The following is a 22309-nucleotide window of genomic DNA, read 5'->3' as shown; positions in this document are numbered from 1 at the left end:
GATTCAGGTGGAGACGCTACGCGCGGGGGCAGCAAGGTTCAAGGGTTCCTCGAGATGACAGACGTCGTTGAGGGCCTGGATGGCGGCCCGCCCGTGCTGGATGGAGATCGTGGTGACGGACGCGAGGTCGAGCCGGAAGTTGCGGAAGCTGGCGACCGGGATGCCGAGGAGCTGGCAGACGAGCACCCGGAGCGTGAAGTTGTGGGAGACGATGACGGCGACGCGGTCGGGGCCGGCGAGGAGTTCGGCGGATAGCGGTTCGAGGCGGCGGGCGAGCTCCGCAAGGGATTCGCCGCCGGGCATCGGGACGGCGACCGGGTCATCGCCGGTCCAGGCGCGGTAGAAATCGGGGAAGCGCTCGCGGATCTCGGCGTAGGTGAGGCCTTCCGTATCGCCGACGTCGAGCTCGGTGAGTTCGGGCCGGACGTCGACGGCGAGGGCGTGGTGGTCGGCGATGGCGCGGGCGATCTCGAGGGCGCGCTGGAGCGGGGAGGAGAGGACGGCATCGACCGGGACGCGGGCGAAGCGGGCAGCGAGGAGGCTGGCCTGGAGGCGTCCGCGGGACGAAAGCGGCACGTCGGCGCGGCCGAGGCCGCGCTCTTCCGCGTTATGGTTGGTTTCCCCGTGGCGGACGAGGTAGAGGAGGCTCACGGCCGGGCCTCCTCGCCGGGGTCGAGGGGCGCCCAGAGGCGGACGATGAAGGGGCGAAAGCCGAGGGCGGCCCAGAAGCGGGCGGCCTCTTCATCGGCGGCGAGGACGGGCATCTCGAAATGGCGGACGCCGTCGATGGCGGCGGCCCACCGCGCGATGGCGGCGACGAGGGCGCGGGCGATGCCGCGGCGGCGGTAGGCCGGTTCGACCCAGAGGTAGCCGATGGTCGCGTGGCGCTCGGGGAGCCGGTCCGGTCCGGCGGATTCGATGGCGCCGGAAATGAAGCCGGCGACCCCGCCGCCGCACTCGGCGACGAAGACGCTGGCGGCGCCGCGTTCGACCTGGCTGCGAAGGGCGACTTCGAACTGGTCGGGGCCGACGGGCGCGAGGACGACGCGAGGGTCGACGCGGGCGTTGTGTTCGCGGGCGCGAAGCCAGAGGGGGTAGAGCGCGCCGGCGTCGGCCGGGACGGCGGGGCGGACCTGGAAAGCCGTCAGAGGTACTGGCCGTGGCGTCGCCATAGTTCCCTCGCTGGCGAGCGGTCGTCGAGGACGATGCCGGTTCGCACGAAGCTCTGCGGCTCGAAGCCGGGAACGAGCGCCGCCAGTATAGCTTCCGGGCGGGCGGTGATGTGCTGGTCGGTGCGGAGGCGCATGGCGAGTTCGGTGCCGCCGTCGATGGGACGGGCGGTGAGCCAGGCGGTGGCAGCGCGGAGGTCGTAGGTGCGTTCGCGCTCGCCGCGCTCTTCGCGCCATTCGAGCGCGGGCAGGGCGAGGAACTCATCGACCCGGGCGCGCGCGAATGCCGGGTCGAGCCCCGGGATGGCGGCGCGGTAATCGGACCAGAGCATCGCGGCCTGGGGCTGCGGCGCGCCGAGGGGAACTTCGCGGGCGCCGACGAGGGCGAGGTCGCCGGTGGCCTGCGCGGCGAGGCGCGCGTGGAAGTCCGCGGGGTCGATGCGCTCCTCCAGGATGACGTCCATCACTTCGCGCTCGGCCATGAATCCGAGGGGGAGCGGCGAGGCGAAGAAGAGCTTCGGGTGGGGCGTAAAGCCCTGAGAGTAGGCGAGCGGCAGGCCGGCGCGGCGGATGGCGCGCTCCCAGAAGCGGAGCACATCGAGGTGGGAGATGTAGCGGACGCGCTCGCCTTTGCGGAACCACGTGCGGATGCGCTGCGGGCTGCTCACGCTGCCGATGGTAGCACGGCGCGGGGTCAGGGCCGGGGGAGGACGCGGGCGGCGAGCTCTTCGGCAGCCGTGTGGGGGTCGAGCTCGCGGCTGGCGATGCGCTCGGTAAGGGTTGCGATGACCACCTCGGGCGCGGCCTTCCGGATCTCCTCGAGGATGAGCTGCTGGGTGATGGCCATGAGCTGGTGGCGCGCATCCTCGGCGCGGTGGGCGGCGAGCTGGCCGGAGGCTTCGAGGTAGGCGCGGTGCTCATCGATGGCATCGGCGAGCGCGGCGAGACCTTCGCCTCGCGTGGCGATCGTCTTGAGAATGGGCGGGCGGCGCTGGTCGCCGGGGGAGAGCGCGAGGAGCGCCTGGAGCTGGCTGACGAGCACGTCGGCACCCGGGTGGTCGGCTTTGTTGACGACGAGGATGTCGGCGATCTCGATGATGCCGGCCTTGAGGGCCTGGATGTCGTCGCCGGTGCCGGGGTTGTTGACGAGGACGGTGGTCATGGCGGTGCCGGCGATTTCGACTTCGTCCTGGCCGGCGCCGATGGTCTCGATGATGACGTAGTCGAACCCGAAGGCATCGACGACAGCGACGACATCGGCGATGGCGGGGGCGAGCCCGCCGAGCGCGCCGCGGCCGGCCATGGAGCGCATGTAGACGCCGGGGTCCATGGTGACGTCCTGCATGCGGATGCGGTCGCCGAGGAGCGCGCCGTGGGTGAAGGGGCTGGAGGGGTCGACGGCGATGATGGCGACCGTCTTCTCGCGGCGGCGGAGCTCCGTGGCGAGGGCGCCGGTCAGGGTGCTCTTGCCGGAGCCGGCGCCCCCCGTGATGCCGACGATGTGGGCGCGGCCGGAGTGGGGGAAGAGGGCGCGGACGTAATCGCGGCCCTCGAGGGTGCGGTTTTCGACCCGGGTGATGACGCGGGCGAGCGCGCGGCGGTCGCCTGCGAGGAAGCGCTGGACGAGCTCGTCCACGTTACTTCTTCACGTTGTCGTAGACGAACTTGACGATGTCCTGGGTGTTCGTCCCGGGGCGGAAGATGGCCTTGAAGCCGAGTTTCTGGAGGGCTTCGGTGTCTTCTTCGGGGATGATGCCGCCGCAGAAGAGGAGTACGTCATCGAGGCCCCGCTTCTTGAGCTCTTCGACGACGCGAGGGAAGAGCTCGAGGTGGGCGCCGGAGAGGATGGAGAGGCCGACGACGTCGACGTCTTCCTGGAGCGCCGCCTCGGCGATCATCTCGGGGGTCTGGCGGATGCCGGTGTAGATGACCTCGCAGCCGCCGTCGCGGAGGGCGCGGGCGACGACCTTGGCGCCGCGGTCGTGGCCATCGAGGCCGGGCTTCGCGATGAGCACCCTGATTTTGCCGGTTGCGGTTGCTGTCGACATGGCTCCCCTCGGAGGTGATGGTGCAGGTGAGGGTTATGGTAGCGGGCTAGCGCGCGGAGCGCTGGATGAGCTGGAGGTTGACGCCGTGGGAGGACTTCGGCGAGACGAAGGCGATGCCGTTGTTCGGGTCGCCGACGCGGTAGCCGAGGCCGCGGAGGTGTTCGACGGCGGCGGCGACGTCATCGACTTCGATGGAGAGGAGGTACTGACCTTCGCCGCGCTCTTTGGCGAACTGGGCGACGGGCCCCTGGTCGGTGAGGGGCTGGATGAACTCGAGGGCGCTGTCGCCGATCGGCATGAAGGCGTTCTTGATGCCGAGGGCGGGGATTTCGCCGCCGCGGGAAGGATCGACCTGGAGGTCGAAGTGGCGGGCGTAGGTGGCCGTGGCCTGGTCGATGTCCTTGACGACGATGCCGACGTGGTCGATGCGCAGGGCTTTCATGCGGGTGCTCCTGTGGCTGGTGAGATGGCTTCGTACTGGATGAGGGCGAACGGCACGCCGTGAGTGCCGGATTTGACGGTGGCGATGAGGGCGCCGGGCTGGACGGCGGGCTTCGGGTCGCCAACCTCGCAGCCGAAGGCGCGGAGGCGGTCGACGGCGGCGCGGATATCGCGGACAGCGAGGACGAGGCCCCAGAGGCGGGCCTTGACCTCTTCGCCGGGCTTCGGCTCGGGCGGGCCGGCGAATTCGAGGACGACTTCCTGGAGCTTCGCGAAGGCGAGCTGCGCGCCGGTGCCCGGCCGGGTCATCGTGCGTTTGATTTCGAGGCCAAGGTTGCGCTGGAACGTCTCGGCGACCGCCCCGGAATCGTTCGAGGCGATGACGATGTGGTCGATGTGGGTGGCGCCGATGCCGTCCATGGTTGGTGGCCTAGTGCCCGTGCTGGCCTTCGATGGGGGTGGCGAATTCGACGAGGACGCCGTGGTTGGAGCGGGGGTGGAGGAAGCAGATCATGCCGGCGAGACCGACGCGGGGCGCCTGGTCGATGAGTTCGATGCCCTTCTGGCGGGCGGCTTCGAGCTCCTTCGCGACGTCGTCCGATTCGAAGCAGATGTGGTGCATGCCTTCGCCGCGGCTGGCGAGGAAGCGGGCGACGCCGGTGTCGTCGCGGGTCGGTTCGAGCAGCTCGATCTCGGAGTTGCCGATCTGGAGGAGGACGCCGCGGACGCCCTGGTCTTCGACGACGCGGTCGGCGGTGACGGGGAGGCCGAGGGCGTCGCGATAGAACTTGAGGGCCTCATCGGCGGAATGCACGACGATGCCGACGTGGTGGATCTTGGTGAGCATGCTGGTGGTACCCCTCAGGACGTGGCTTCTTCGATGATGGATTGGGCGCCAGTGCGGCGCGCGCCGTCCATGCCGGCGAGGCGGGCGGCGATGGCGTGCCAGTGTTCGCGATCGTGGTCGATGACGGCCGCGACGAGCTTGCGGTAGCGCGAGCCTTCGTCGGCGAGGTCTTCGTCGCTGATGTGCGCGAGTTCGTCGAGGAGGCGCTGGCGGCCGGTGCGGAGCTGCTCGAGGACGCTGAAGAAGTCGAGGCTGCGCTTCCGTTCGACGTGCTCGCGGTTCCACGCATCGAGGCGGGCGCGGTTGAAGTCGTAGAGCTCGGGCCGGCGGCCTTCGCGGAGTTCGCGGATGGCGGTGACGACTTCGGCTTCCCAGCTGGCGACGTGGCCGACGATGTCTTTGACGGACCACTCGCCGATGAAGGGGCGCTCGATGTCGCGGATGCGGCACGTTTCGACGTTCCGGATGAGCTGGTTCCGCTCGAGCTCGAGCTCGGCGAGGAGGCGGCGCCGCTCGTCGGCGCGGGTCCGGACGTCGTCGTCGCTCATCAGATGAACACCGGTTCGCGCTGTTCGCCCCAGACTTTGCGGAGGCGGTGGGAGATTTCGCCGAGGGTGACGCGGTTTTCGACGGCCTCGACCATGAGGGGGACGAGGTTTTCGGTGCCGCGGGCGGCTTCTTCGATGCGGCAGAGCATGTGCTCGACGGCGGCGCTGTCGCGCGTGGCGCGGAGCTTGCGGAGCTTTTCGACCTGCCGCTGGCCGATGGCGGGGTCGACCCGGAGGATTTCGGGCTTCTCTTCTTCGGCGACGACGAAGTCGTTGACGCCGACGATGATGCGCTCCTTGTTTTCGACCTGCATCTGGTAGCGGTAGGCGGCTTCCTGGATCTCTTTCTGCTGGAAGCCCTGCTCGATCGCCGCGAGGGCGCCGCCCATGCTGTCGATGGCCGCGATGTAGTCGCGCGCCTCGGCTTCGAGGCGGTTGGTGAGGTCTTCGACGAAGTAGGAGCCGCCGAGCGGGTCGACGACATCGGCGACGCCGCTTTCGTAGGCGAGGATCTGCTGGGTGCGGAGGGCGATCTGGACGGCCTTCTCGGTCGGGAGGGCGAGGGCTTCGTCCATCGAGTTGGTGTGGAGGGACTGGGTGCCGCCGAGGACGGCCGCGAGCGCCTGCACGGTGGTGCGGACGATGTTGTTCTCGGGCTGCTGGGCGGTGAGGGTGGCGCCGCCGGTTTGGGTATGGAAGCGGAGCATCTGGGAGCGCGGGTTCTTCGCTTCGAAGCGGTCGCGCATGATGTGGGCCCAGAGGCGGCGGGCGGCGCGGAACTTGGCGACTTCCTCGAGGAAGTTGTTGTGGCAGGCGAAGAAGAAGCTGAGGCGGCCGGCGAAGTCGTCGACATCGAGGCCGGCGCCGATGGCGGCTTCGACGTAGGCGATGCCGTTGGCGAGGGTGAAGGCGATCTCCTGGGCGGCGGTGCAGCCGGCCTCGCGCATGTGGTAGCCGGAGATGGAGATGGTGTTCCACTGCGGCACGTGGTCTTTGCAGTAGGCAAAGATGTCGGTGATGAGCCGCATGGAGGGCTTCGGCGGGTAGATGTAGGTCCCGCGGGCGATGTATTCCTTGAGGATGTCGTTCTGGACGGTGCCGCCGAGCTTGTCGGGCGAGACGCCCTGCTGCTTGCCGACGGCGACGTAGAGGGCGAGGAGGATGGCGGCGGTCGCGTTGATGGTCATCGAGGTGGTGACCTTATCGAGCGGGATGCCGTCGAAGAGGGTCAGCATGTCCTCGATGGAGTCGATGGCGACGCCGACTTTGCCGACTTCGCCGGCGGCCATCGGGTCGTCGGAGTCGTAGCCGATCTGGGTCGGGAGGTCGAAGGCGACAGAGAGGCCGGTCTGGCCCTGGGCGAGGAGGTAGCGGTAGCGCTGGTTGGACTCCTCGGCGGTGCCAAAGCCGGCGTACTGGCGCATGGTCCAGAAGCGGCCGCGGTACATGGTGGGCTGGATGCCGCGGGTGAACGGAAACTCGCCGGGGAAACCGAGCTGCGTGACGGGGTCCCAGCCTTCGAGGTCGTCCTGGGTGTAGATGGGCTCGATGGGCATGCGCCCGGTTGTCTCGAAGGAGGGCTGGCGCTCGGGGGCGCGCTGGATGGCTTTGGCGTAGGGGCCCTGCAGCCACTCGCGCTTGGTGGTGATAGGCATGCTCTGGCGACTCCGGGGACGCTTGGGCGCGTTCTGGCGAACGGCGGTGCAGTCTCCGAAGTATAGGAGCGGGCGGGCGGGGGCGGCAAACGCGGCAGCGGCCCGTCAGGGGTCGCGGGTGTCGCGCGCTTTCTCCCGGAGCCGCTTCAGGCGCTCCTCTTCGAAATCGACGATGGGCCGGACGATCGCGAGGCGGCGCCGGCGTTCGTGGAGATCGTCGTCGTAGGTGTGGATGCGCTGTGCCTGTCCCATACGGGGATGTTCGGCAGGGTGCCTGGCTATCTGCAATGCGGGATTGACCTGATTTCGGCAAGAGCGCGGGCGAGGGCCGCGGCCTCGGGGATTCCGGTTGACAGAATGAGGGTATTTACCTCTTGACAATCGTGCTTATAATCTCCGCCACCATGCCGGCGTGCGCGCCGGTGAAGGTTTGGGAAACGGCAGGTAAACGTGGACGACACCGGCGCGTACCGCTTCCTCAGCTGCCTCCTGGTCGCGCCAGCTGGCCTGGAGACGCGGGGATTCGTGCGCGCGCTGCACGGCGGGGGGCTGGCGGTGCTCGAGCGGGAGCCGGGCGAGACGGCGCTGCGGATGGCGGAATCGGGGGAGTTCGACATCGTCTGCCGGGCGGTGGACGGCGACGGCGTGGGCGGGCTGGTCGACATCGCGCGGCTGGCGGGCTGCGGGCGGCCGGTGGTGGCGGTCTTCGGGGAGGCGCAGCCGGAGCTGGTGGCGGAAGCGTTCGCGGCCGGGGCGGATGCGTGCCTCGAGCTGGAGGCGGACCCGCGGGTGGTGGTGGCGCAGGTGCGGGCCGTGCTGCGCCGGGCGGGCGCGTATGATGCAGGTGCGCCGGGCAACAGCGGGGTCCTTCAGGTCGGCGACCTGGTGGTCGATGTTGATCGGTGCGAGGTGCAGCGCGGGGGGATGGTGGTTCCCCTGACCGCGGCGGAGTTCCGCATCGTGGAGTACATGGCCCGGAACAGCGGGCGGGTACTCAAACCCCACGAGATTCTGAACGCCGTCTCGGACGACTACCGCTATCTCCCGCGGGAAGCACAGGACGTGTTCAAGGTCTACGTCCGCCGGATTCGGCGGAAGCTCGAGCCGAACGAAGAGGCGCCCCAGTACCTCGTGACGGTGCGGGGCTTCGGGTACCGGCTCGAGGGCGGGCGGGAGCGGGTGGCGCTCCCGGCGCGGCAGGCCTGAAGCGCGGCCGCGGCTCCCGGGCGCTCGCCTCCCGGGAAGGTTGACGTGGGAGAGCACGACAGCGAGCCTGAGGATGTGATCCTCGAGCGCCTGCAGGAGGCGGCATCGGGTGATGCCACCGTGCGCCAGCTCCGGCGGCGGTACGACCTGCTCCGGCAGGACTACGAGCGGCTGCTGGACCGGCTGGGCGAGCTCGAGGAGCGGCTGGCGGCAGCGACCCGGGCGCAGGCAGCCCCGGCGACGCCCGTGGGCGCCGCGCTGGCGGAGGCGCTGGCCGCGCCCCTGATGCAGCTCCGGCAGGAGTACCTCGCGGCGGCGGCAGGCATCGCGCAGGTGGTGTCGGGGCTCGAAGGGCTGGCTGGCGGACTGAAAGGTCAGCACAGCGCGAGGCCCGCGGCAGAGCCGCCGGAACGGGCCGAGCCCGCGGGCGCGCGGCCGCCGCAGCGGGTGCAGGTGGACGTGCGCGGGAGCGGATTCGGCGAGCTGCTCGACTTCCAGGAGCGGCTGATGCACCTGCCGGGCGTGGCGCGCGTCTCCATCAACGCCATCGACAACGAGCGGGCGACGCTGATCGTCGAGCTGGCCTAGCGCGGCGGCGGGCAGGCGGTAGACTTGCCCCCGGCTCTGCTGAGCCGGACGGAGGCGCGCGTGGACATCGAACGGTACAACGCGGAGTGGCTGCGGGCGTGGACGGAGAAGGACGTGCCGCGGCTGCTGGAGTTCTACCACCCGGAGACGGAATACCGGGATGCGCAGGTGCCGAACGGCCTCAAGGGCCACGGGGCGCTGAAGCAGTACCTCGAGGGGCTGTTCGCAGCGACGCCGCCGATGGCGTACACGCCCGATGAGGTGTGGCCGATTCCCGGGGGCTACTGCGGCCGCTGGTACTGCACGATTTCGCTGCCGGACGGGTCGACGCGGCGGCTGCGGGGGTTCGACCTCGTGCTGCTCGATGGCGACCGCATCACCTTCAACGAGGTCTATACCCACAACCTCCCCTAGGCGCCGGTCAGGAGCCGCGCGGCTGGCGGAAGAAGGCGATGACGTCGCCTGCGAGGAGGCCGGGCTGCTCGAGCGCAGCGAAGTGGCCGCCGCGCGGCATCTCGGTCCAGTGGACGATGTTGAAGCGCTGCTCGGCCCAGCGGCGCGGGACGCGCCATGGTTCGCGCGGGAAGACGGCGACGCCGGTGGGGACTTCGACCTTCGGGTAGACGAACCCGGCGGGGTCGCGGCGCGCTTCGTAATAGATGCGGGCGGCGCTGGCGATGCTGTTGGGCGCCCAGTAGAACATGAGGTTGGTGAGGAGGACGTCCTTCGAGAACGTCTTCTCGATGTCCTCGCCGACGTCGCCCCAGGTGTGGAACTTTTCGACGATCCAGGCGGCGAGGCCGGCGGGCGAATCGGACTGGGCGAGGGTGAGCGAATCGGGCTTGGTGCCCTGTGTGAGGGAGTAGCCGGTTTCGTTCGCCTGGAAGGCGTCGCGCTCGGCGATGCGCTGGCGGTCGTCGTCGGTCAGGTCCGGCGGGGGCTGGACGAAGAGGAAGTTGAGGTGGGCGCCGATGACGTGCCCGGGGTAGGCCGAGGCCATCTTGGCGGAGATGATGCCGCCCCAGTCGCCGCCCTGGACGCCGTAACGCTGGTAGCCGAGCTCCTGCGTCATGAGGGTGTGGAAGGCAGCGGCGATGCGGCTGATGCCCCAGCCGCGCTCGCGGGGCTTGCCGCCGAAGCCGAAGCCGGGCAGGGCCGGGATGACGAGGTCGAAGGCGTCGGCGTCGGTGTGGCCGTGGGCGGCCGGGTTCACGAGGCGGTCGATGATGAAGTAGAACTCGAAGATAGAGCCCGGCCAGCCGTGGATGAGGAGGAGGGGGAGGGCGCCGGGCTTGCCGCTCTCGATGTGCCAGAAGTGGATATCGACGCCGTCGACGTCGGCGAGGAAGCCGGGGTAGCGGTTGAGGTGGCCTTCGTGGAGGCGCCAGTCGTAGCCGTTCGCCCAGTAGTCGCAGAGCTGGCGGATGTAGCCCAGGTTCGCGCCGTAGTCCCAGCCGGCATCGGCGAACTGGTCGGGCCAGCGGGTGCGGGCGAGGCGTTCGCGGAGGTCGGCGAGGACCTCGTCGGGGACGTGGATGGCGAAGGGGCGGATGCTCATGGCGGGGAATGATAGCGCCGGTCGGGCGGGGACGCCTTGACCGGGCGGCGGGGGTGAACCTAGCATGAAGCGACGGCGCTGAGGTAGCTCAGTTGGTAGAGCACGGCACTGAAAATGCCGGTGTCCTCGGTTCGATCCCGAGCCTCAGCACCAGGCATGCGAGCAACGCTGGCCCGGCCATTTTGGCCGGGCCAGCTGCGTTCCTGGGGAAGCGTCAGGCGGCGGCCGGCGCCTCGGCCGGGAAGTGGACGAAGCGGCCATCGAAGACGGCGAAGCGGCCGCGGAGGTCAGACTTGAAGGCGCGGACGATGTCCTGAACGTCTTCGAAGAGGAGGTGGAAGGAGTTGCGGGTGTCGAGGCGGACTTCGACGGCGTAGCCCTGGTGGTGGATGGCCTCGATGCGGCCGGAGATGGGGGCCGTGAGCGTCTTGCGGTTGGTGACAGGGAAGGAGCGGGTTTCGCGCATGGGACACCTCCAATCGGTCCTGGCTGGGGCACCTTCCGGGGGCTTCCCCCGGGGTTGCCGGGCGGTCATCGGGCCAGGTCCCTCGCGCCACTCGTGATTGGGGACGGGGTTGCGGCGGGGTGCCGCGGGGTATTGCGCCGGGGGCGCGAACGTGCGGGTGCGAACTCCTTTCCGGGGCAGCGAAAAGCCCCTCACGGGGGAGGGGCTGGCGTTCGGGATGCCGGCGCCCCTCCGGCTTCGAGGGGCGGGTAGACGTTACCCGCCGTTGGTTGCCCCGTCGTTCGGGGCCGCGTCATGGTGGCACCTTGGCGGCGTTACCAGGTTGCCGGGCAGCTCGCGCTGCCGCTCGGGACGCTTCGAGGGAAAGGATAGGGACGGCGCGGGGGCTGTCAAGGCCTCAACGAACAACGGCACGCTCGCTCGAGCGCGCCGTTTCGATCGCAGCCAACAGGCGGTGGCTCCCCGGCGAGGATTCGAACCTCGAACCTAGCGGTTAACAGCCGCGCGCTCTACCGTTGAGCTACCGGGGAACACCCTGAGTTTCGGACGGCGGGGCGGGACGCGCAACCGGGGCATGCCCGAAACGGGCGCGCGGTGATTCCGATGCCGGCGTGGTCTCGCTCAAGATCACTGGCGGGCGTTCCGGCCTCGTTTCATCTGGTCTCGTTTCAACGGGAACGGCCGCCGGCGGGGAGTCACGTGCGCCCCCAGGTGGATCCCCCCGCCGGTGGCCGCGAATCGAGCATGGCACGGGCGGCGGGGGCGTTCACCCGGCGTTGGGCAAGGCGGCCGTAAAATGCCGGAAAACTCGCGAAGGCGGTACGCCCCGTGCCCGTTCCCGTCGTTGGACTCATCGGCTGCGGCCATATCGGCCGGTTCCACTCGCGCAACCTGCGCGGCGCCATCCGGGCCGGGGCAGCGGAGGCGCGCTACGTCGCGGTGTGCGACCGGGACCGGGCGCGGGCGGAAGCGTTCGGGGCGATCGTCGGCGCGGAGCTGGTGACCGACGACGCGGCGGAGCTGTTCGGGTTCCCGGGGCTGACGGCGGTCTACATCTGCACAGAGACGGCGGAGCACCCGGCGCTCGTCCGGGAAGCGGCGCGGCGGGGGCTGGACGTGTTCTGCGAGAAGCCGCTCGCGCGGACGCTGCCGGAAGTCGAAGAGATGGTCGCGGCGGTCGAGGGGGCCGGGGTCATCAACCAGGTCGGGCTCGTGCTGCGGTACTCGCCGGTGCTGACCGTGCTGGCGGACCTCATGCGCGACCCGGGGCTCGGGCCGCTGCTCACGGCGCATTTGCGGGACGACCAGTTCTTCCCCATCCGGGGCCACTACCGGAGCACGTGGCGGGGGAGTTTCGAACGGGCCGGCGGCGGGACGCTCATCGAGCACTCGATTCATGACGTCGACGTCTTCCGATGGCTGTTCGGGGAAGTTACGGCGGTGCGGTGCCACACACGGGAGGCGACGCCGGGGCACCCGGGCATCGAAGACGTGGCGCTGGTGACCTTCCAGCACGAAGGCGGGCACCAGACCACGCTGACGTCGGTGTGGCACGGCCTCGACGACCGGCCGTCCACGCGCTACCTCGAGGTGTTCTTCGAAGGCGGGTATTTCGCGACCGAGCACGACTTCCTCGGGCCGATCCGGGTGCAGGGCCGCAGCGGACCGGTGCGCGAGATGAGCGCGGAGGAGGTGTTCGAGCGGTACGTGGAGCTGACGGGGCTGGACGAGGGGACGGCCGAGCTGGCACGGGCGGGGATGATGGAGGATGTGGCGTTCCTCCGGTGCGCGGCCGAGCGGCGGCCGGCGTTCCCGGATTTCCGGACGGCGCTGGCGGCCCACCGGGTGGTCGATGCCTGCTACCGGAGCGCCCGGGACGGCGCTGAGGTTGCGCTGGCATAGACGAAATCGCTGTCGTATACGCGCCGTCTATGGCTGGAAGCGAATGCCCGTTTACCCGTCGATAGCGATCGGCTAGCATTGGGTCCATTCGGCCCGTGGACCGGTGCCAGACCCGCGAAGGGACGGGCCGCGAGGCCTGCCCGAGGAGCAAGGAATGACGACGCAAGTGCTGAAGGATCTCTACGACATCGGCGAGATGCCGCCGCTCGGCCACGTGCCGAAGAAGATGTACGCCCAGGTCATCCGGCAGTCCCGCTTCGGCCAGCCGACGCAGGCGTTCCAGGTCGAAGTCATCGACGTGCCGGAACCGGGGCCGGACGACGTGCTGGTGTACGTGATGGCGGCCGGCGTGAACTACAACAACGTCTGGGCGGGCCTCGGCGTCCCGGTGGACGTCATCGCGGCGCGGCAGAAGGAAGGCCAGCCGTGGGACCACCACATCGGCGGGTCGGATGCCTCCGGCATCGTCTGGGCGGTGGGTTCGAACGTGAAGAACCTGAAGGTGGGCGACGAGGTCGTCATCCACTGCGGGACGTGGGACGTGCACGCGCCGGAGATCAAGGCCGGGCTCGACCCGATGTACCACCCGAGCTACCGCATCTGGGGGTACGAGACGACGTGGGGGTCGTTCGCGCAGTTCACCAAGGTGCAGGCGCACCAGTGCATGCCGAAGGCGCCGCACCTGACGTGGGAGGAGGCAGCGGCGCCGACGCTGGTCGGCGCGACCGCGTACCGGATGCTGTTCGGGTGGCCGCCGCATACGGTGAAGGAAGGGGACGTGGTGCTGGTGTGGGGCGGCGCCGGCGGGCTCGGCTCGATGGCCATCCAGCTGGCGGCGCAGGTCGGCGCGAAGCCGATTGCGGTGGTTTCGAACGAATCGAAGTTCGATTTCTGCATGCGGCTGGGCGCCGTGGGCTGCATCAACCGGAAGAATTTCGACCACTGGGGCCGGCTGCCGGACTGGCAGGATAACGAGGCGATGGCCCGGTTCACGGCCGGCGCGCGGGCGTTCGGCAAGGCGATCTGGGACATCCTCGGCGAGCGGAAGAACCCGCGGATCGTGTTCGAGCACCCGGGCCAGGACACGGTGCCGACCTCGATGTTCGTGTGCGACACGGGCGGCATGGTGGTGATCTGCGCGGGGACGACGGGCTACAACGCCGACGTCGACCTGCGCTACCTGTGGATGCGGCAGAAGCGGCTGCAGGGCTCGCACTTCGCGAACGACGAGCAGTCGTACGCGTTCAACGACCTCGTGGTGGCCGGGAAGATCGACCCGTGCCTCTCGAAGGTGTTCAAGTTCGAGGAGACGGGGCTGTGCCACCAGCTGATGTACGAGAACCGGCACCCGGACGGGAACATGGCGATCCTCGTCGGCGCGCCGCGCGAGGGCCTGAAGACGCTGAAGGGGGCGTAGCGCCCCGTTCCCTTGCGGAAACGCTGGAACCCGAGACGCCCGGCCGCATGCGGCCGGGCGTTCGTTCGCGCGGGGGCCGGTCAGTTGCCGAGCGCGGGTCCCGGCGCGGGGCGCGGCGCTTCGGGCGTGGCTGGCGCCGCCGAGCGGCCGAAGATGTGCCGCGGCTGGAGGAGCGCCATGAGCACGAGGAAGGCGGCGACGAAGATGCCCTGGCCGGTGAACATCGCGCGGGCGCCGATGGCGTCGGCGAGCTGCCCGAGCGGCCAGGCCATGAGCGGCATGGCGCTGAAGCTGAGCATGTTGATGCTCATGACGCGGCCGTAGAACTCGGGGCGGGCGGCCTCCATCGTGAGCGTGCTGTTGATGGTCTGGTAGGCGGTGAGCGCGAGGCCGAGGACGAGCGTCGCGGCGAGCGCGCCGCCGAATCCAAACGCCTGGGAACCGGCGGCGAGCGCGACGAGCCCGGCGCCGCCGACGATGCCCGAAGCCCACTGGAGGAGCGCCTTGCGGTCGAATTCGGTGAGCGACGCGATGACGAGCGACGCCAGCAGCGCGCCGACCCCGGAGACCGACTGCAGGAGGCCGTATTCGCGTTCGCCTTTGCCGAGGTCTTCCTGGACGAAGCCGGCGAGGAGCATGACGTAGGGCATCACGAAGAAGGCGACGGTGAACATCATCAGGTTGAGCGTGCGGAGGCGCGGGTCGGAGAGGACGTAACGGAGGCCATCGCCGATTTCGCGCCACATGCCCTGGCGGGCGGCGCCGGGGTGGGGCATCGCGCTGCCGAGGCCGGTGGGAATGCCCAGGAGGGCGAGGCAGGCAACAGCGTAGAGCGCGGCCTGGGTGAAGTAGACGGACTCGAGGTTCCAGGCGGCGGCCATCGCCCCGGCGACGGCCGGGCCGAAGAGGCGGGTCGCGTTCATGGCGGCGTTGGACATCGCCATGGCGGCCATGAGGTTCTGCGGGCCGACCAGATAGACCATGAGCGGCATCCGGGCGGGCATGCCGAGGGCCATCGCCGTGCCGCCGCCGAGGCCGAGGACGAAGAGCCAGCCGATGGTGATGGTGCCAGTCACGAGCATGAGGGCGCTGATGAGCGCGAGCGTGCCGGTGGCGACCTGCGAGGCGAGGGTGAGGTTCCGCTTTTCGAAGCGGTCGGCGAGAGATCCGCCGACGAGCGAGAAGAGGAGCATCGGCAAGCCGAAGGAGAGCGAGATGAGCCCGACGGCGCCGAACGAGCCGGTCAGCTCCCACGCGAGGAGGGCGCGGGCGACCATCTGCATCTGCATCCCGGTGAAAGAGAAAAGGGAGGAGAGCCAGAGCAGCCGGTAGTGCCGGTTGTCGAAGACGACGAGGGCCGCGCGGAAGGAGGGGCCGCGGGAACGGCCGGGCAGCGCGGGGGCGGGCCGGAATTCAGCCACCAGAGCGGCTCCCCGCGAACCCGAGGGCGGTTCGGCTGCCGTTCATTCGCGCAATTCTAACGGGTTCGCGCGCGGCAGGTGGGCGGGCGCATCGTCCCTAGGCGGCAGGTGGGTGATACTTCGCACACACGAATTCAAACAGGACTGTTGCATGGCCAGGGACTACGCAGCTGACATCGCCGACCCGATTGCGCGGGAGATCGTCACGAACGTCGGGGTGTGGGTCGACCGGGAGGTGAAGCCGGTCGCCAGCCACTACGAACACGCGGACGAGTTCCCGGAGCCGCTGGTGAAGGGGATGTCGGAGATGGGGCTCTTCGGCATCAAGATCCCGGAGAAGTACGGCGGGCTGGACCTGACCTTCGAGTGCTACGCTGGCGTCTGCATGGAGCTGGCGCGGGGCTGGATGAGCCTCGCGGGCATCATCAACACGCACGTCCTCGTGGGGTACGCCATCAGCGAGTACGGCACCGAGGAGCAGAAGCAGAAGTACCTGCCGCGGCTCGTGGAGCCGGAAATCCGGTGCGCGCTCAGCATCACGGAGCCCGATGCGGGGTCGGATGCGCAGGCGATCAAGACGACAGCGCGGCGGGACGGCGACGACTACATCATCAACGGCCAGAAGATGTGGGTGACGAACGGCCAGCGGGCGGGCGTCTACCTCGTGCTGACGAAGACGGACCCGGAGGCGCAGCCGCGGCACCGAGGCATCACCGCGTTCCTCGTCGATGCCGGGACGCCGGGATTCACGCCGGGGCGGAAGCTGGAGAAGCTCGGCTACAAGGGCGTCGAGACGACGGAGCTGACGTTCGATGACGCCCGGGTGCCGGCCTCGCAGGTGCTCGGCGGGAAGGAAGGGCAGGGCTTCCAGCACGTGATGAGCGCGCTCGAAGTCGGGCGCATCAACGTCGCGGCGCGCGGCGTCGGCGTCGCGCAGGCGGCGTTCGACGACGCGGTGCGGTATGCCCAGAAGCGGGAAGCGTTCGGCAAGCCGATTTTCGAGCACCAAGCGCAGCAGCTGCGGCTGGCGGAGATGATCACGAAGATTCGCGCGGCGCGGCTGCTGACGCTGGATGCGGCGCGGAAGAAGGACTCGGGCGCGCGGAGCGACCTCGACGCGGGCATGGCGAAGCTGTTCGCGACGGAGATCGCGCAGGAGTGCGTGCTCGATGCGATGCGGATCCACGGCGGGCTCGGCTACAGCAAGGAGCTGCCGCTGGAGCGGTACTACCGCGACGCGCCGCTGATGGTCATCGCCGAGGGGACGAGCGACATCCAGAAGATCGTCATCGCCCGGAACATCGTGAAGGATTACCCCGTCTAGCGTTCGGGGACGCGGCGAAACGCGGAATTTCGGCCAAGGGAGGGAAGAGCAGCATGACCGTGCACGACGGCAGGGATAAGTTCGGGCGCTACTACGAGGATTTCGAAGTCGGCGACGTCTACAAGCACTGGCCCGGCAAGACGATCACCGAGGCGATGGACCACCTCTTCTGCGACATCACGATGAACCACCACCCGCTCCACAGCGACCGGTGGTACGCGGAGGAGGAGACGCACTTCAAGCAGAACGTGGTGGTGGGGAACCTCGTGTATTCGCTGGTGCTGGGGATGAGCGTGCCGGACGTCTCGGGGAAGGCGATTGCGAATCTCGAGATCGAGAGCCTGAAGCACCTGAAACCGACCTTCCACGGCGACACGATCCGTGCGGAGACGACCGTGCTCGAGAAGAAGGAAACGTCGGACGGGACGCGCGGCATCGTGACGGTGGAGACGCGGGGCTTCAACCAGCGCGGCGAAGAGGTGTGCTACTTCCGGCGGAAGGTGATGGTGCCGAAGCGGCCGGCGGCGGGGTAGGATGGCGGGCGCGATGCCCGGCGACCCGAGTTCGAAGAAGCTCCCGTTCGCGCTCCAGCCCGGGGAGACGGTGCTGGCGTTCGTGCGGCGGCACTGGCTGTACTTCAGCCTGAAGATGGCGTGGATCGTCATCGCGGGCGCCGGCGGGGCTGGCATCGCCATCGCGGCGGTCGCGATGACGTACGGGTTCGGCGGGTTGCCGGGGCTGCTGAGCGGGCTCGTGATCGCGGCGTGGGTAGCCTACTGGGCAGTCCGCGGCTACTTCACGTGGTACCGGTACCAGAACGACATCTGGGTGGTGACGAACCAGCGGCTGGTCGATTCGCTGAAGCGGCACTGGTTCCACCACCAGATGGCCTCGACCGACCTCGTCGATGTCGAGGACCTGCGGGTCGAGCGGCACGGCGTGCTGCAGACGCTGTTCGACTTCGGCGACGTGCAGTGCCAGACGGCGGGCGTGGTGCAGAACTTCGTGCTCCGGGGGATTCCGCAGCCGGCGCGGCTGCTGGCGGTGGTGGACGGGGCGCGGGACGCGGCGCGGCGGGCGCTCGGCCCGGTCGATACGACCCGGTAACGGCCCGTTTGCCCGGGGGTGATGACGGACCGAACGGGAGCGGGTAGCCTCTCGGCATGGCGACGCGGCGGCGGGTGATTGCGGCGCTCGGGCTCGGGCTAGCAGCCCCGGGCGCGGTCCTCGGCCAGGCGGTGCGGGCTGCCGGGGCGCCGGGCGGGATGGCGCAGGCGCAGGCGGCGCTGCCCCATCGGGTGGTGCTCCCGGGCGTCGGGACGGACGGGCCGCGGCCGGCGGTTCGGCTGTCGTTCCGGACGCCGTTCCAGGGCGGCGCGATCTACCTCGAGGTCGACCATGCAGTGACGGCGGCGGCCCGGGCCTTCGGGCGGGTCTCGCCGCTGAGCCCGGGGCCGCGGGGCGTGGAAGGGTTCGTCGGGTTCGGTGTGGCCGACCCGCCGGGGCCGGCGGTGCTCGAGGTGACGGCGACGGACGCCGTCGGGGGGACGTTCCGGTTTTCGGAGCCGATTACGGTGCGCGCCACGCAGTGGACGTGGGACGACATCTGGCTCCCGCCGCCGGACCCGAACGCGCCGCCGCCGGAAGGGCCGCCGCTCGAGCCGGAGCAGCCGCGGCTCGATGCCCTGTATGCGACGGTGACGCCGCGGCAATGGCAGCTGCCGTTCATCATCCCGATTGAACTCGGCGGCGAGGTGTGGGTGAGCGGCTATTTCGGCGAGCAGCGGTCGTTCAACGGGGGGCCTCGGACGGGGCACCACGGCGGGACGGACATCGCCGCGCCGGCAGGCACCCCCGTGCGGAGCACGAACCACGGGACGGTGGTGCTGTCGGAGCTGACGCTCGTGCGGGGCAACCTCGTGGTGGTGGACCACGGCGGGGGCGTGCTCTCGTGCTACGGGCACCTGTCGCAGCGGAGCGTCGAAGTCGGGCAGGCCGTGCGGCGGGGCGACGTGGTCGGGCGGGTGGGTTCGACCGGGCTTTCGAGCGGGCCGCACCTGCACTGGGAGCTTTCGGTGGCGGGCGTGCTGGTCGACGGGCTGCGGTGGCTGGACGGGACGCAGGGCTTCTGAGGGGCCGGACGGCCGCGCGACAGGGGACCGACCAGTCCCTTTTTCCGGGGCCGCTTGCGCGAGGGTTGCGCCCGGTGGCACGCTGAGAGCACAGGGGAACGCAGGCGCGGGGACCGCCTGCACGAAGCAGAGCTCGAGGCTGGCCATGCCGCCAGGAAAGGCTACGTAGCAGGGCATGATCGTCGCGCAGCGCCTCGCCATCCTCACCGCGATTCTCACCGTTTTCCTCATCGGCGTTGGAGCGTTCGTCCGGGCCACCGGCTCGGGCCTCGGCTGTCCGGACTGGCCGCTTTGTCACGGGCAGGCGATTCCGCCGGGGCACCAGGAGGCGTGGATCGAGTTCTCGCACCGGTTCGTCGCTTCGGTCGTCGGGGTGCTGGTGATCGCCGTCGCGGTGATGGCGTGGAAGTACTACCGCCACGTCCCGCTGATCACGTGGCTGGCGACGGCGACGGTTCCGCTGGTCGGGTTCCAGGGGCTGCTGGGCGCGATCACGGTCGTGCGGGAGCTGCCGCCGGAGATCGTGGCGACGCACCTGGTGACGGCGATGGTCGTCCTCTCCTGCGTCATCGTGGTCGCGGTGGGCATGTACATGGAGGACGAGCGGCACCGGGGCTTCTTCGAACGGACGCGGGGAATCGGCCGAGTGCCGGGCGCATGGGCGCTGGCGGGCCTGGGCTGGCTGGCGGTGACGTTCTGGGTCGGCGGGTACATGGCGGAAAGCGGGGCGGCGACGGCATGTTCGGGCTGGCCGCTGTGCAACGGCGGCGTGCTGCCCGCGGCCGATGACCAGGAGATTACGCACATGCTGCACCGGTACCTCGCGGGGGGCTTCGTGTTCCTCGTGGTGCCGGCGCTGGTGACCGCCTGGCGACGGCGGGGCGACCTGCCGTGGGCGAAGCCGTATGCGCTGGCGCTGGGGACGCTCTACGCGGCGCAGGTGCTGGTCGGGGCGCTGAACGTCTGGTACACGTTCCCGGACCCGCTCACGGTGGCGCATACGGCGATTGCCGGGTGCATCTGGGGCGTCTTGAGCGCCGGGGCAGCGCTGGCCTTCTACGAGCCGTACCGGGCAGCGGCCGGGGCGCGCTCCCTGCCGCGGGCTGAGGCGCCCGCATGACGGCTGAGATGGCCTTTGCGGCCCGGAGTTCGCTGGCGGCGACGGTCCGCAACTACATCATCCTGACCAAGCCGCGGGTGATCTCGCTGCTGCTGGTGACGACGGTGCCGGCGATGGTGGTGGCCGCGGGGGGCTGGCCCGGCACGTGGCTGGTGCTCGCGACGCTCATCGGCGGGACGGCTTCGGCGGCCGGCGCGAACGTCATCAACTGCTGGTACGACCGCGACATCGACGCCATCATGCGGCGGACGCGGGAGCGGCCGACCGTGACGGGGGCCGTGCCGCCGGGGCATGCGCTGGCGTTCGGCATCGCGCTGGGCGCCGGCGCGTTCGTGTTCCTGTGGGCGACGACGACGCTCGCGGCGGCAGTGCTGGCGCTGGCCGCACTGCTGTTTTATGTCTTCATCTACACGGTATGGCTGAAGCGGCGGACGCCGCAGAACATCGTCATCGGCGGCGCAGCGGGGGCGTTCCCGCCGGTCGTCGGCTGGGCGGCGGTGACGGGCGAGGCGCCGCTCGCGGCGTGGATCATGTTCGCCATCGTGTTCTTCTGGACGCCGCCGCACTTCTGGGCGCTTTCGCTCCGGCTGGAAGGCGACTATGCGCGGGCCGGCGTGCCGATGCTGCCCGTGACGGATGGGCCGGCGTACACCCGGGCGCAAATCCTGCGGTACACGCTCATGCTCATCCCGGTGACGCTGCTGCTCGGACCGGCGGCGGACATGGGCTGGGTCTACTATGCAGCTGCGACGGGGCTGGGCGCCGCGTTCGCCTGGATGGCCTGGCGGCTCTGGCGGGAGCCGGGTTCGATGCCGCCGATGCGGGTCTACAAGTTCTCGCTGCTGTACCTCGGGCTGCTGTTCGTCGCCATGGGCGTGGACGCGGCGCTGTAGCCCGAGCGGGGTTCGAACGCCGTTCGAGGGCTGGTGCCAGCCAGCTGACAAGGACCGATGGGGCAACGTTCAGGGGCCGGGTTTCCGTTCCTTGACAGGGTAGAGGGGCGGGTCTATAACTCGATTGCGACGCCGTTCACAACCGAAACCCTGGCGCGAAGTGTGCCTGCGAGCCGGGGATGCGACGGGTCGGGAGGGGAGCCAGGAGTATGCCGTCTACGGGGAAACTGCGAGTCATCCGCCGGGTCAACCTGCTGATTTCCGCGGCACTCCTGGCCATCGCAAGCATCTCGCCCGCCTTCGCCGGCTGGGGCATGCCGGAACCGATTACCGACCAGGCGAAGCGCATCCAGGACCTCTGGGTGTTCACGCTTATCATCGCGCTGGCGGTGTTCTTTGCGGTCGAAGGCGCGCTGCTCTACGCCATCTTCCGCTACCGGAAGCGGAGCGATGAGCTCCCGAAGCAGACGCACGGCAGCACGGCGCTCGAGATCGTCTGGACGACGATCCCGGTGCTCATCGTCATCACGCTGTTCTCGTACTCGTTCATCGTGCTGCGGGATGTCGAGAAGAAGGCGCCGAGCGATGCCCTGAGCATCGAAGTCGACGGGTTCCAGTTCTCGTGGCAGTTCACGTACGACCTCGCGCGGCTCGGCCAGGGGCAGGCGCCGGCGCAGGAGGGGACCTTCTCCATCATCGGCACGGCGGCGCAGGAGCCGACGTTCGTCATCCCGGTGGGCGAGCCGGTGGAGTTCCGGCTGAAGTCGAACGACGTGATCCACTCGTTCTACCTGCCGAACTTCCACTACAAGCTCGATGTGGTACCGGGGCGCGACAACCGGTTCGTCATCACGGCGAACCAGACAGGCGAGTTCACCGGCCAGTGCGCAGAGCTGTGCGGCCTGAACCACGCGCTGATGCGATTCCATCTACGGGTTGTCGAGCGGGCGGAGTTCGACAAATGGGTGGCGGACCAGGTGGCGAATACGGCCACCGTGCGGCAGCCGTGAGCGGAGCGGCGGAATCACGATGGGCTCAACGCCGGACGGCAGCCCGGCGGGTCAGCAACGCTGAGGCCAAGGAGGCCCGGGAGGAAGCATGACGAGCATCGCAATCCCACGACCGGCGTATGCCGAACGGCCCTGGATCCTCGACTGGTTGACGACGGTCGACCACAAGAAGCTCGGGATCCTCTACCTCTACACGACGATGTTCTTCTTCGCGGTCGGCGGCATCCTGGCGCTGCTCGTGCGCGCGCAGCTGGCCGTGGCGGACAACACGTTCGTGAACAACGACGCGTACAACCAGATCTTCACGATGCACGCGTCGGCGATGCTGTTCCTCTTCATCATCCCGGTGTGGGCGGGGTTCGGGAACTACATCGTGCCGCTCCAGATCGGCGCGGCCGACATGGCCTTCCCGCGGATCAACGCGCTCTCGTTCTGGCTGATCCCGCCGGCGGGCCTGTTGATGTTCTCCGGGTTCCTCTTCGGCGGTGCGGCGGATGCGGGCTGGACGGCTTACAGCCCGCTGGCGAGGGGGGCGGGCGTGGGCCTCGACCTGTGGATCATCGC

27 protein-coding genes, 2 tRNA genes and 2 riboswitches are annotated in these 22309 nt (G+C 69.5%); of the genes, 14 read left to right on the top strand and 15 right to left on the bottom strand.

Features of this window, described 5'->3' with window-relative positions:
• Nucleotides 1-3 precede the first annotated feature (3 nt).
• The 11 genes from N2041_RS06085 to N2041_RS06035 all read right to left on the bottom strand — a co-directional run bounded on the left by N2041_RS06085 (nt 4) and on the right by N2041_RS06035 (nt 6960).
• Nucleotides 4-651 (bottom strand): histidine phosphatase family protein, encoded by a 648-nt coding sequence (locus N2041_RS06085; RefSeq protein WP_297676844.1) that lies wholly within the window; start codon nt 649-651, stop codon nt 4-6.
• Nucleotides 648-1172, bottom strand: coding sequence for a GNAT family N-acetyltransferase (locus N2041_RS06080; RefSeq protein ID WP_297676842.1), 525 nt, complete (start codon nt 1170-1172; stop codon nt 648-650). Before N2041_RS06080 ends, N2041_RS06085 begins: the two co-directional genes overlap by 4 nt.
• Nucleotides 1145-1837 carry a TIGR03936 family radical SAM-associated protein gene (locus N2041_RS06075; protein ID WP_297676840.1) on the bottom strand — a complete coding sequence of 231 codons (693 nt, stop codon included), beginning with the start codon at nt 1835-1837 and terminating at the stop codon, nt 1145-1147. The genes N2041_RS06080 and N2041_RS06075 overlap by 28 nt, the downstream gene beginning before the upstream one ends.
• Nucleotides 1838-1863: 26 nt before the next feature.
• The gene (meaB, locus tag N2041_RS06070; RefSeq protein WP_297676838.1) at nt 1864-2805 is read right to left on the bottom strand and encodes a methylmalonyl Co-A mutase-associated GTPase MeaB; all 942 of its coding nucleotides are present in this window, start codon (nt 2803-2805) and stop codon (nt 1864-1866) included.
• 1 nt (nt 2806) lies between these two features.
• Entirely contained in the window at nt 2807-3217 is a 411-nt protein-coding gene (locus tag N2041_RS06065; RefSeq protein ID WP_297676836.1) for a cobalamin B12-binding domain-containing protein, read from the bottom strand.
• A gap of 46 nt (nt 3218-3263) precedes the next feature.
• A complete protein-coding gene (locus tag N2041_RS06060; protein WP_297676834.1) occupies nt 3264-3659 on the bottom strand; it encodes a VOC family protein in 396 nt (131 codons plus the stop codon).
• Nucleotides 3656-4078, bottom strand: a complete 423-nt coding sequence (locus tag N2041_RS06055) for a VOC family protein (protein ID WP_297676832.1) — start codon at nt 4076-4078, stop codon at nt 3656-3658. The genes N2041_RS06060 and N2041_RS06055 overlap by 4 nt, the downstream gene beginning before the upstream one ends.
• A gap of 10 nt (nt 4079-4088) precedes the next feature.
• Nucleotides 4089-4505 carry a methylmalonyl-CoA epimerase gene (mce, locus tag N2041_RS06050; RefSeq protein ID WP_297676830.1) on the bottom strand — a complete coding sequence of 139 codons (417 nt, stop codon included), beginning with the start codon at nt 4503-4505 and terminating at the stop codon, nt 4089-4091.
• Nucleotides 4506-4519: 14 nt separating this feature from the next.
• A complete protein-coding gene (locus N2041_RS06045) occupies nt 4520-5053 on the bottom strand; it encodes a DinB family protein (RefSeq protein ID WP_297676828.1) in 534 nt (177 codons plus the stop codon).
• A complete protein-coding gene (locus tag N2041_RS06040; RefSeq protein ID WP_297676826.1) occupies nt 5053-6708 on the bottom strand; it encodes a methylmalonyl-CoA mutase family protein in 1656 nt (551 codons plus the stop codon). The genes N2041_RS06045 and N2041_RS06040 overlap by 1 nt, the downstream gene beginning before the upstream one ends.
• A 105-nt stretch (nt 6709-6813) precedes the next feature.
• Entirely contained in the window at nt 6814-6960 is a 147-nt protein-coding gene (locus N2041_RS06035) for a hypothetical protein (RefSeq protein WP_270056702.1), read from the bottom strand.
• A gap of 198 nt (nt 6961-7158) precedes the next feature.
• Between N2041_RS06035 and N2041_RS06030 the strand changes: the two genes are divergently transcribed.
• Genes N2041_RS06030 through N2041_RS06020 form a run of 3 tightly spaced genes read left to right on the top strand, consistent with a single transcriptional unit; the run spans nt 7159 to nt 8916 of the window.
• On the top strand, nt 7159-7914 hold the full coding sequence (locus tag N2041_RS06030; protein WP_297676821.1) for a response regulator transcription factor: 756 nt from the start codon (nt 7159-7161) through the stop codon (nt 7912-7914).
• Between the two features lie 45 nt (nt 7915-7959).
• Nucleotides 7960-8502, top strand: coding sequence for a hypothetical protein (locus N2041_RS06025; protein ID WP_297676819.1), 543 nt, complete (start codon nt 7960-7962; stop codon nt 8500-8502).
• Between the two features lie 60 nt (nt 8503-8562).
• Nucleotides 8563-8916: a nuclear transport factor 2 family protein gene (locus N2041_RS06020; RefSeq protein ID WP_297676817.1), complete on the top strand. Its 354-nt coding sequence runs from the start codon at nt 8563-8565 to the stop codon at nt 8914-8916.
• A gap of 7 nt (nt 8917-8923) precedes the next feature.
• Here N2041_RS06020 and N2041_RS06015 read toward each other — a convergent pair whose 3' ends face one another.
• Complete coding sequence (locus N2041_RS06015) at nt 8924-10060, bottom strand: epoxide hydrolase family protein (RefSeq protein ID WP_297676815.1); 1137 nt, start codon at nt 10058-10060, stop codon at nt 8924-8926.
• Nucleotides 10061-10137: 77 nt separating this feature from the next.
• On the opposite strand from N2041_RS06015, the gene N2041_RS06010 reads away from it, so the two are divergent.
• A tRNA-Phe gene (locus N2041_RS06010) sits at nt 10138-10213 on the top strand.
• Between the two features lie 61 nt (nt 10214-10274).
• Here N2041_RS06010 and N2041_RS06005 read toward each other — a convergent pair.
• Both N2041_RS06005 and N2041_RS06000 read right to left on the bottom strand, forming a co-directional pair.
• Nucleotides 10275-10526 (bottom strand): hypothetical protein, encoded by a 252-nt coding sequence (locus N2041_RS06005; RefSeq protein WP_297676813.1) that lies wholly within the window; start codon nt 10524-10526, stop codon nt 10275-10277.
• A 7-nt stretch (nt 10527-10533) separates the two neighbouring features.
• Nucleotides 10534-10629: riboswitch (SAM riboswitch) on the bottom strand.
• Between the two features lie 152 nt (nt 10630-10781).
• A riboswitch (SAM-I-IV-variant riboswitch) is annotated at nt 10782-10886 on the bottom strand.
• A gap of 95 nt (nt 10887-10981) precedes the next feature.
• A tRNA-Asn gene (locus N2041_RS06000) sits at nt 10982-11056 on the bottom strand.
• A gap of 298 nt (nt 11057-11354) precedes the next feature.
• On the opposite strand from N2041_RS06000, the gene N2041_RS05995 reads away from it, so the two are divergent.
• Both N2041_RS05995 and ccrA read left to right on the top strand, forming a co-directional pair.
• Nucleotides 11355-12428 carry a Gfo/Idh/MocA family oxidoreductase gene (locus tag N2041_RS05995; RefSeq protein ID WP_297676812.1) on the top strand — a complete coding sequence of 358 codons (1074 nt, stop codon included), beginning with the start codon at nt 11355-11357 and terminating at the stop codon, nt 12426-12428.
• Nucleotides 12429-12582: 154 nt separating this feature from the next.
• The gene (ccrA, locus tag N2041_RS05990; RefSeq protein WP_297676810.1) at nt 12583-13845 is read left to right on the top strand and encodes a crotonyl-CoA carboxylase/reductase; all 1263 of its coding nucleotides are present in this window, start codon (nt 12583-12585) and stop codon (nt 13843-13845) included.
• A gap of 80 nt (nt 13846-13925) precedes the next feature.
• Here ccrA and N2041_RS05985 read toward each other — a convergent pair whose 3' ends face one another.
• Nucleotides 13926-15266, bottom strand: a complete 1341-nt coding sequence (locus N2041_RS05985) for an MFS transporter (RefSeq protein ID WP_297676808.1) — start codon at nt 15264-15266, stop codon at nt 13926-13928.
• 151 nt (nt 15267-15417) lie between these two features.
• Between N2041_RS05985 and N2041_RS05980 the strand changes: the two genes are divergently transcribed.
• The 8 genes from N2041_RS05980 to N2041_RS05945 form a co-directional block, all read left to right on the top strand.
• Nucleotides 15418-16590, top strand: coding sequence for an acyl-CoA dehydrogenase family protein (locus N2041_RS05980; protein WP_297676806.1), 1173 nt, complete (start codon nt 15418-15420; stop codon nt 16588-16590).
• Between the two features lie 53 nt (nt 16591-16643).
• Nucleotides 16644-17123 (top strand): MaoC family dehydratase, encoded by a 480-nt coding sequence (locus N2041_RS05975; protein WP_297676804.1) that lies wholly within the window; start codon nt 16644-16646, stop codon nt 17121-17123.
• Between the two features lie 13 nt (nt 17124-17136).
• Complete coding sequence (locus N2041_RS05970; protein WP_297676802.1) at nt 17137-17697, top strand: hypothetical protein; 561 nt, start codon at nt 17137-17139, stop codon at nt 17695-17697.
• 56 nt (nt 17698-17753) lie between these two features.
• Nucleotides 17754-18722: a M23 family metallopeptidase gene (locus N2041_RS05965; RefSeq protein ID WP_297676800.1), complete on the top strand. Its 969-nt coding sequence runs from the start codon at nt 17754-17756 to the stop codon at nt 18720-18722.
• Nucleotides 18723-18897: 175 nt separating this feature from the next.
• Entirely contained in the window at nt 18898-19842 is a 945-nt protein-coding gene (locus N2041_RS05960; RefSeq protein ID WP_297676798.1) for a heme A synthase, read from the top strand.
• Nucleotides 19839-20735 carry a heme o synthase gene (locus tag N2041_RS05955; protein WP_297676795.1) on the top strand — a complete coding sequence of 299 codons (897 nt, stop codon included), beginning with the start codon at nt 19839-19841 and terminating at the stop codon, nt 20733-20735. Before N2041_RS05960 ends, N2041_RS05955 begins: the two co-directional genes overlap by 4 nt.
• Before the next feature lie 209 nt (nt 20736-20944).
• Complete coding sequence (gene coxB / locus N2041_RS05950; RefSeq protein ID WP_297676793.1) at nt 20945-21745, top strand: cytochrome c oxidase subunit II; 801 nt, start codon at nt 20945-20947, stop codon at nt 21743-21745.
• Nucleotides 21746-21833: 88 nt separating this feature from the next.
• A partial coding sequence (locus tag N2041_RS05945; protein WP_297676791.1) for a cbb3-type cytochrome c oxidase subunit I occupies nt 21834-22309 on the top strand: 476 nt, incomplete at its 3' end.

It is taken from the genome of Tepidiforma sp., from assembly GCF_026419595.1.
Lineage (GTDB): Bacteria > Chloroflexota > Dehalococcoidia > Tepidiformales > Tepidiformaceae > Tepidiforma.
The sequence above is the reverse complement of the archived record's forward strand: the minus strand, read 5'-3'. Positions and strand labels throughout refer to the sequence as shown.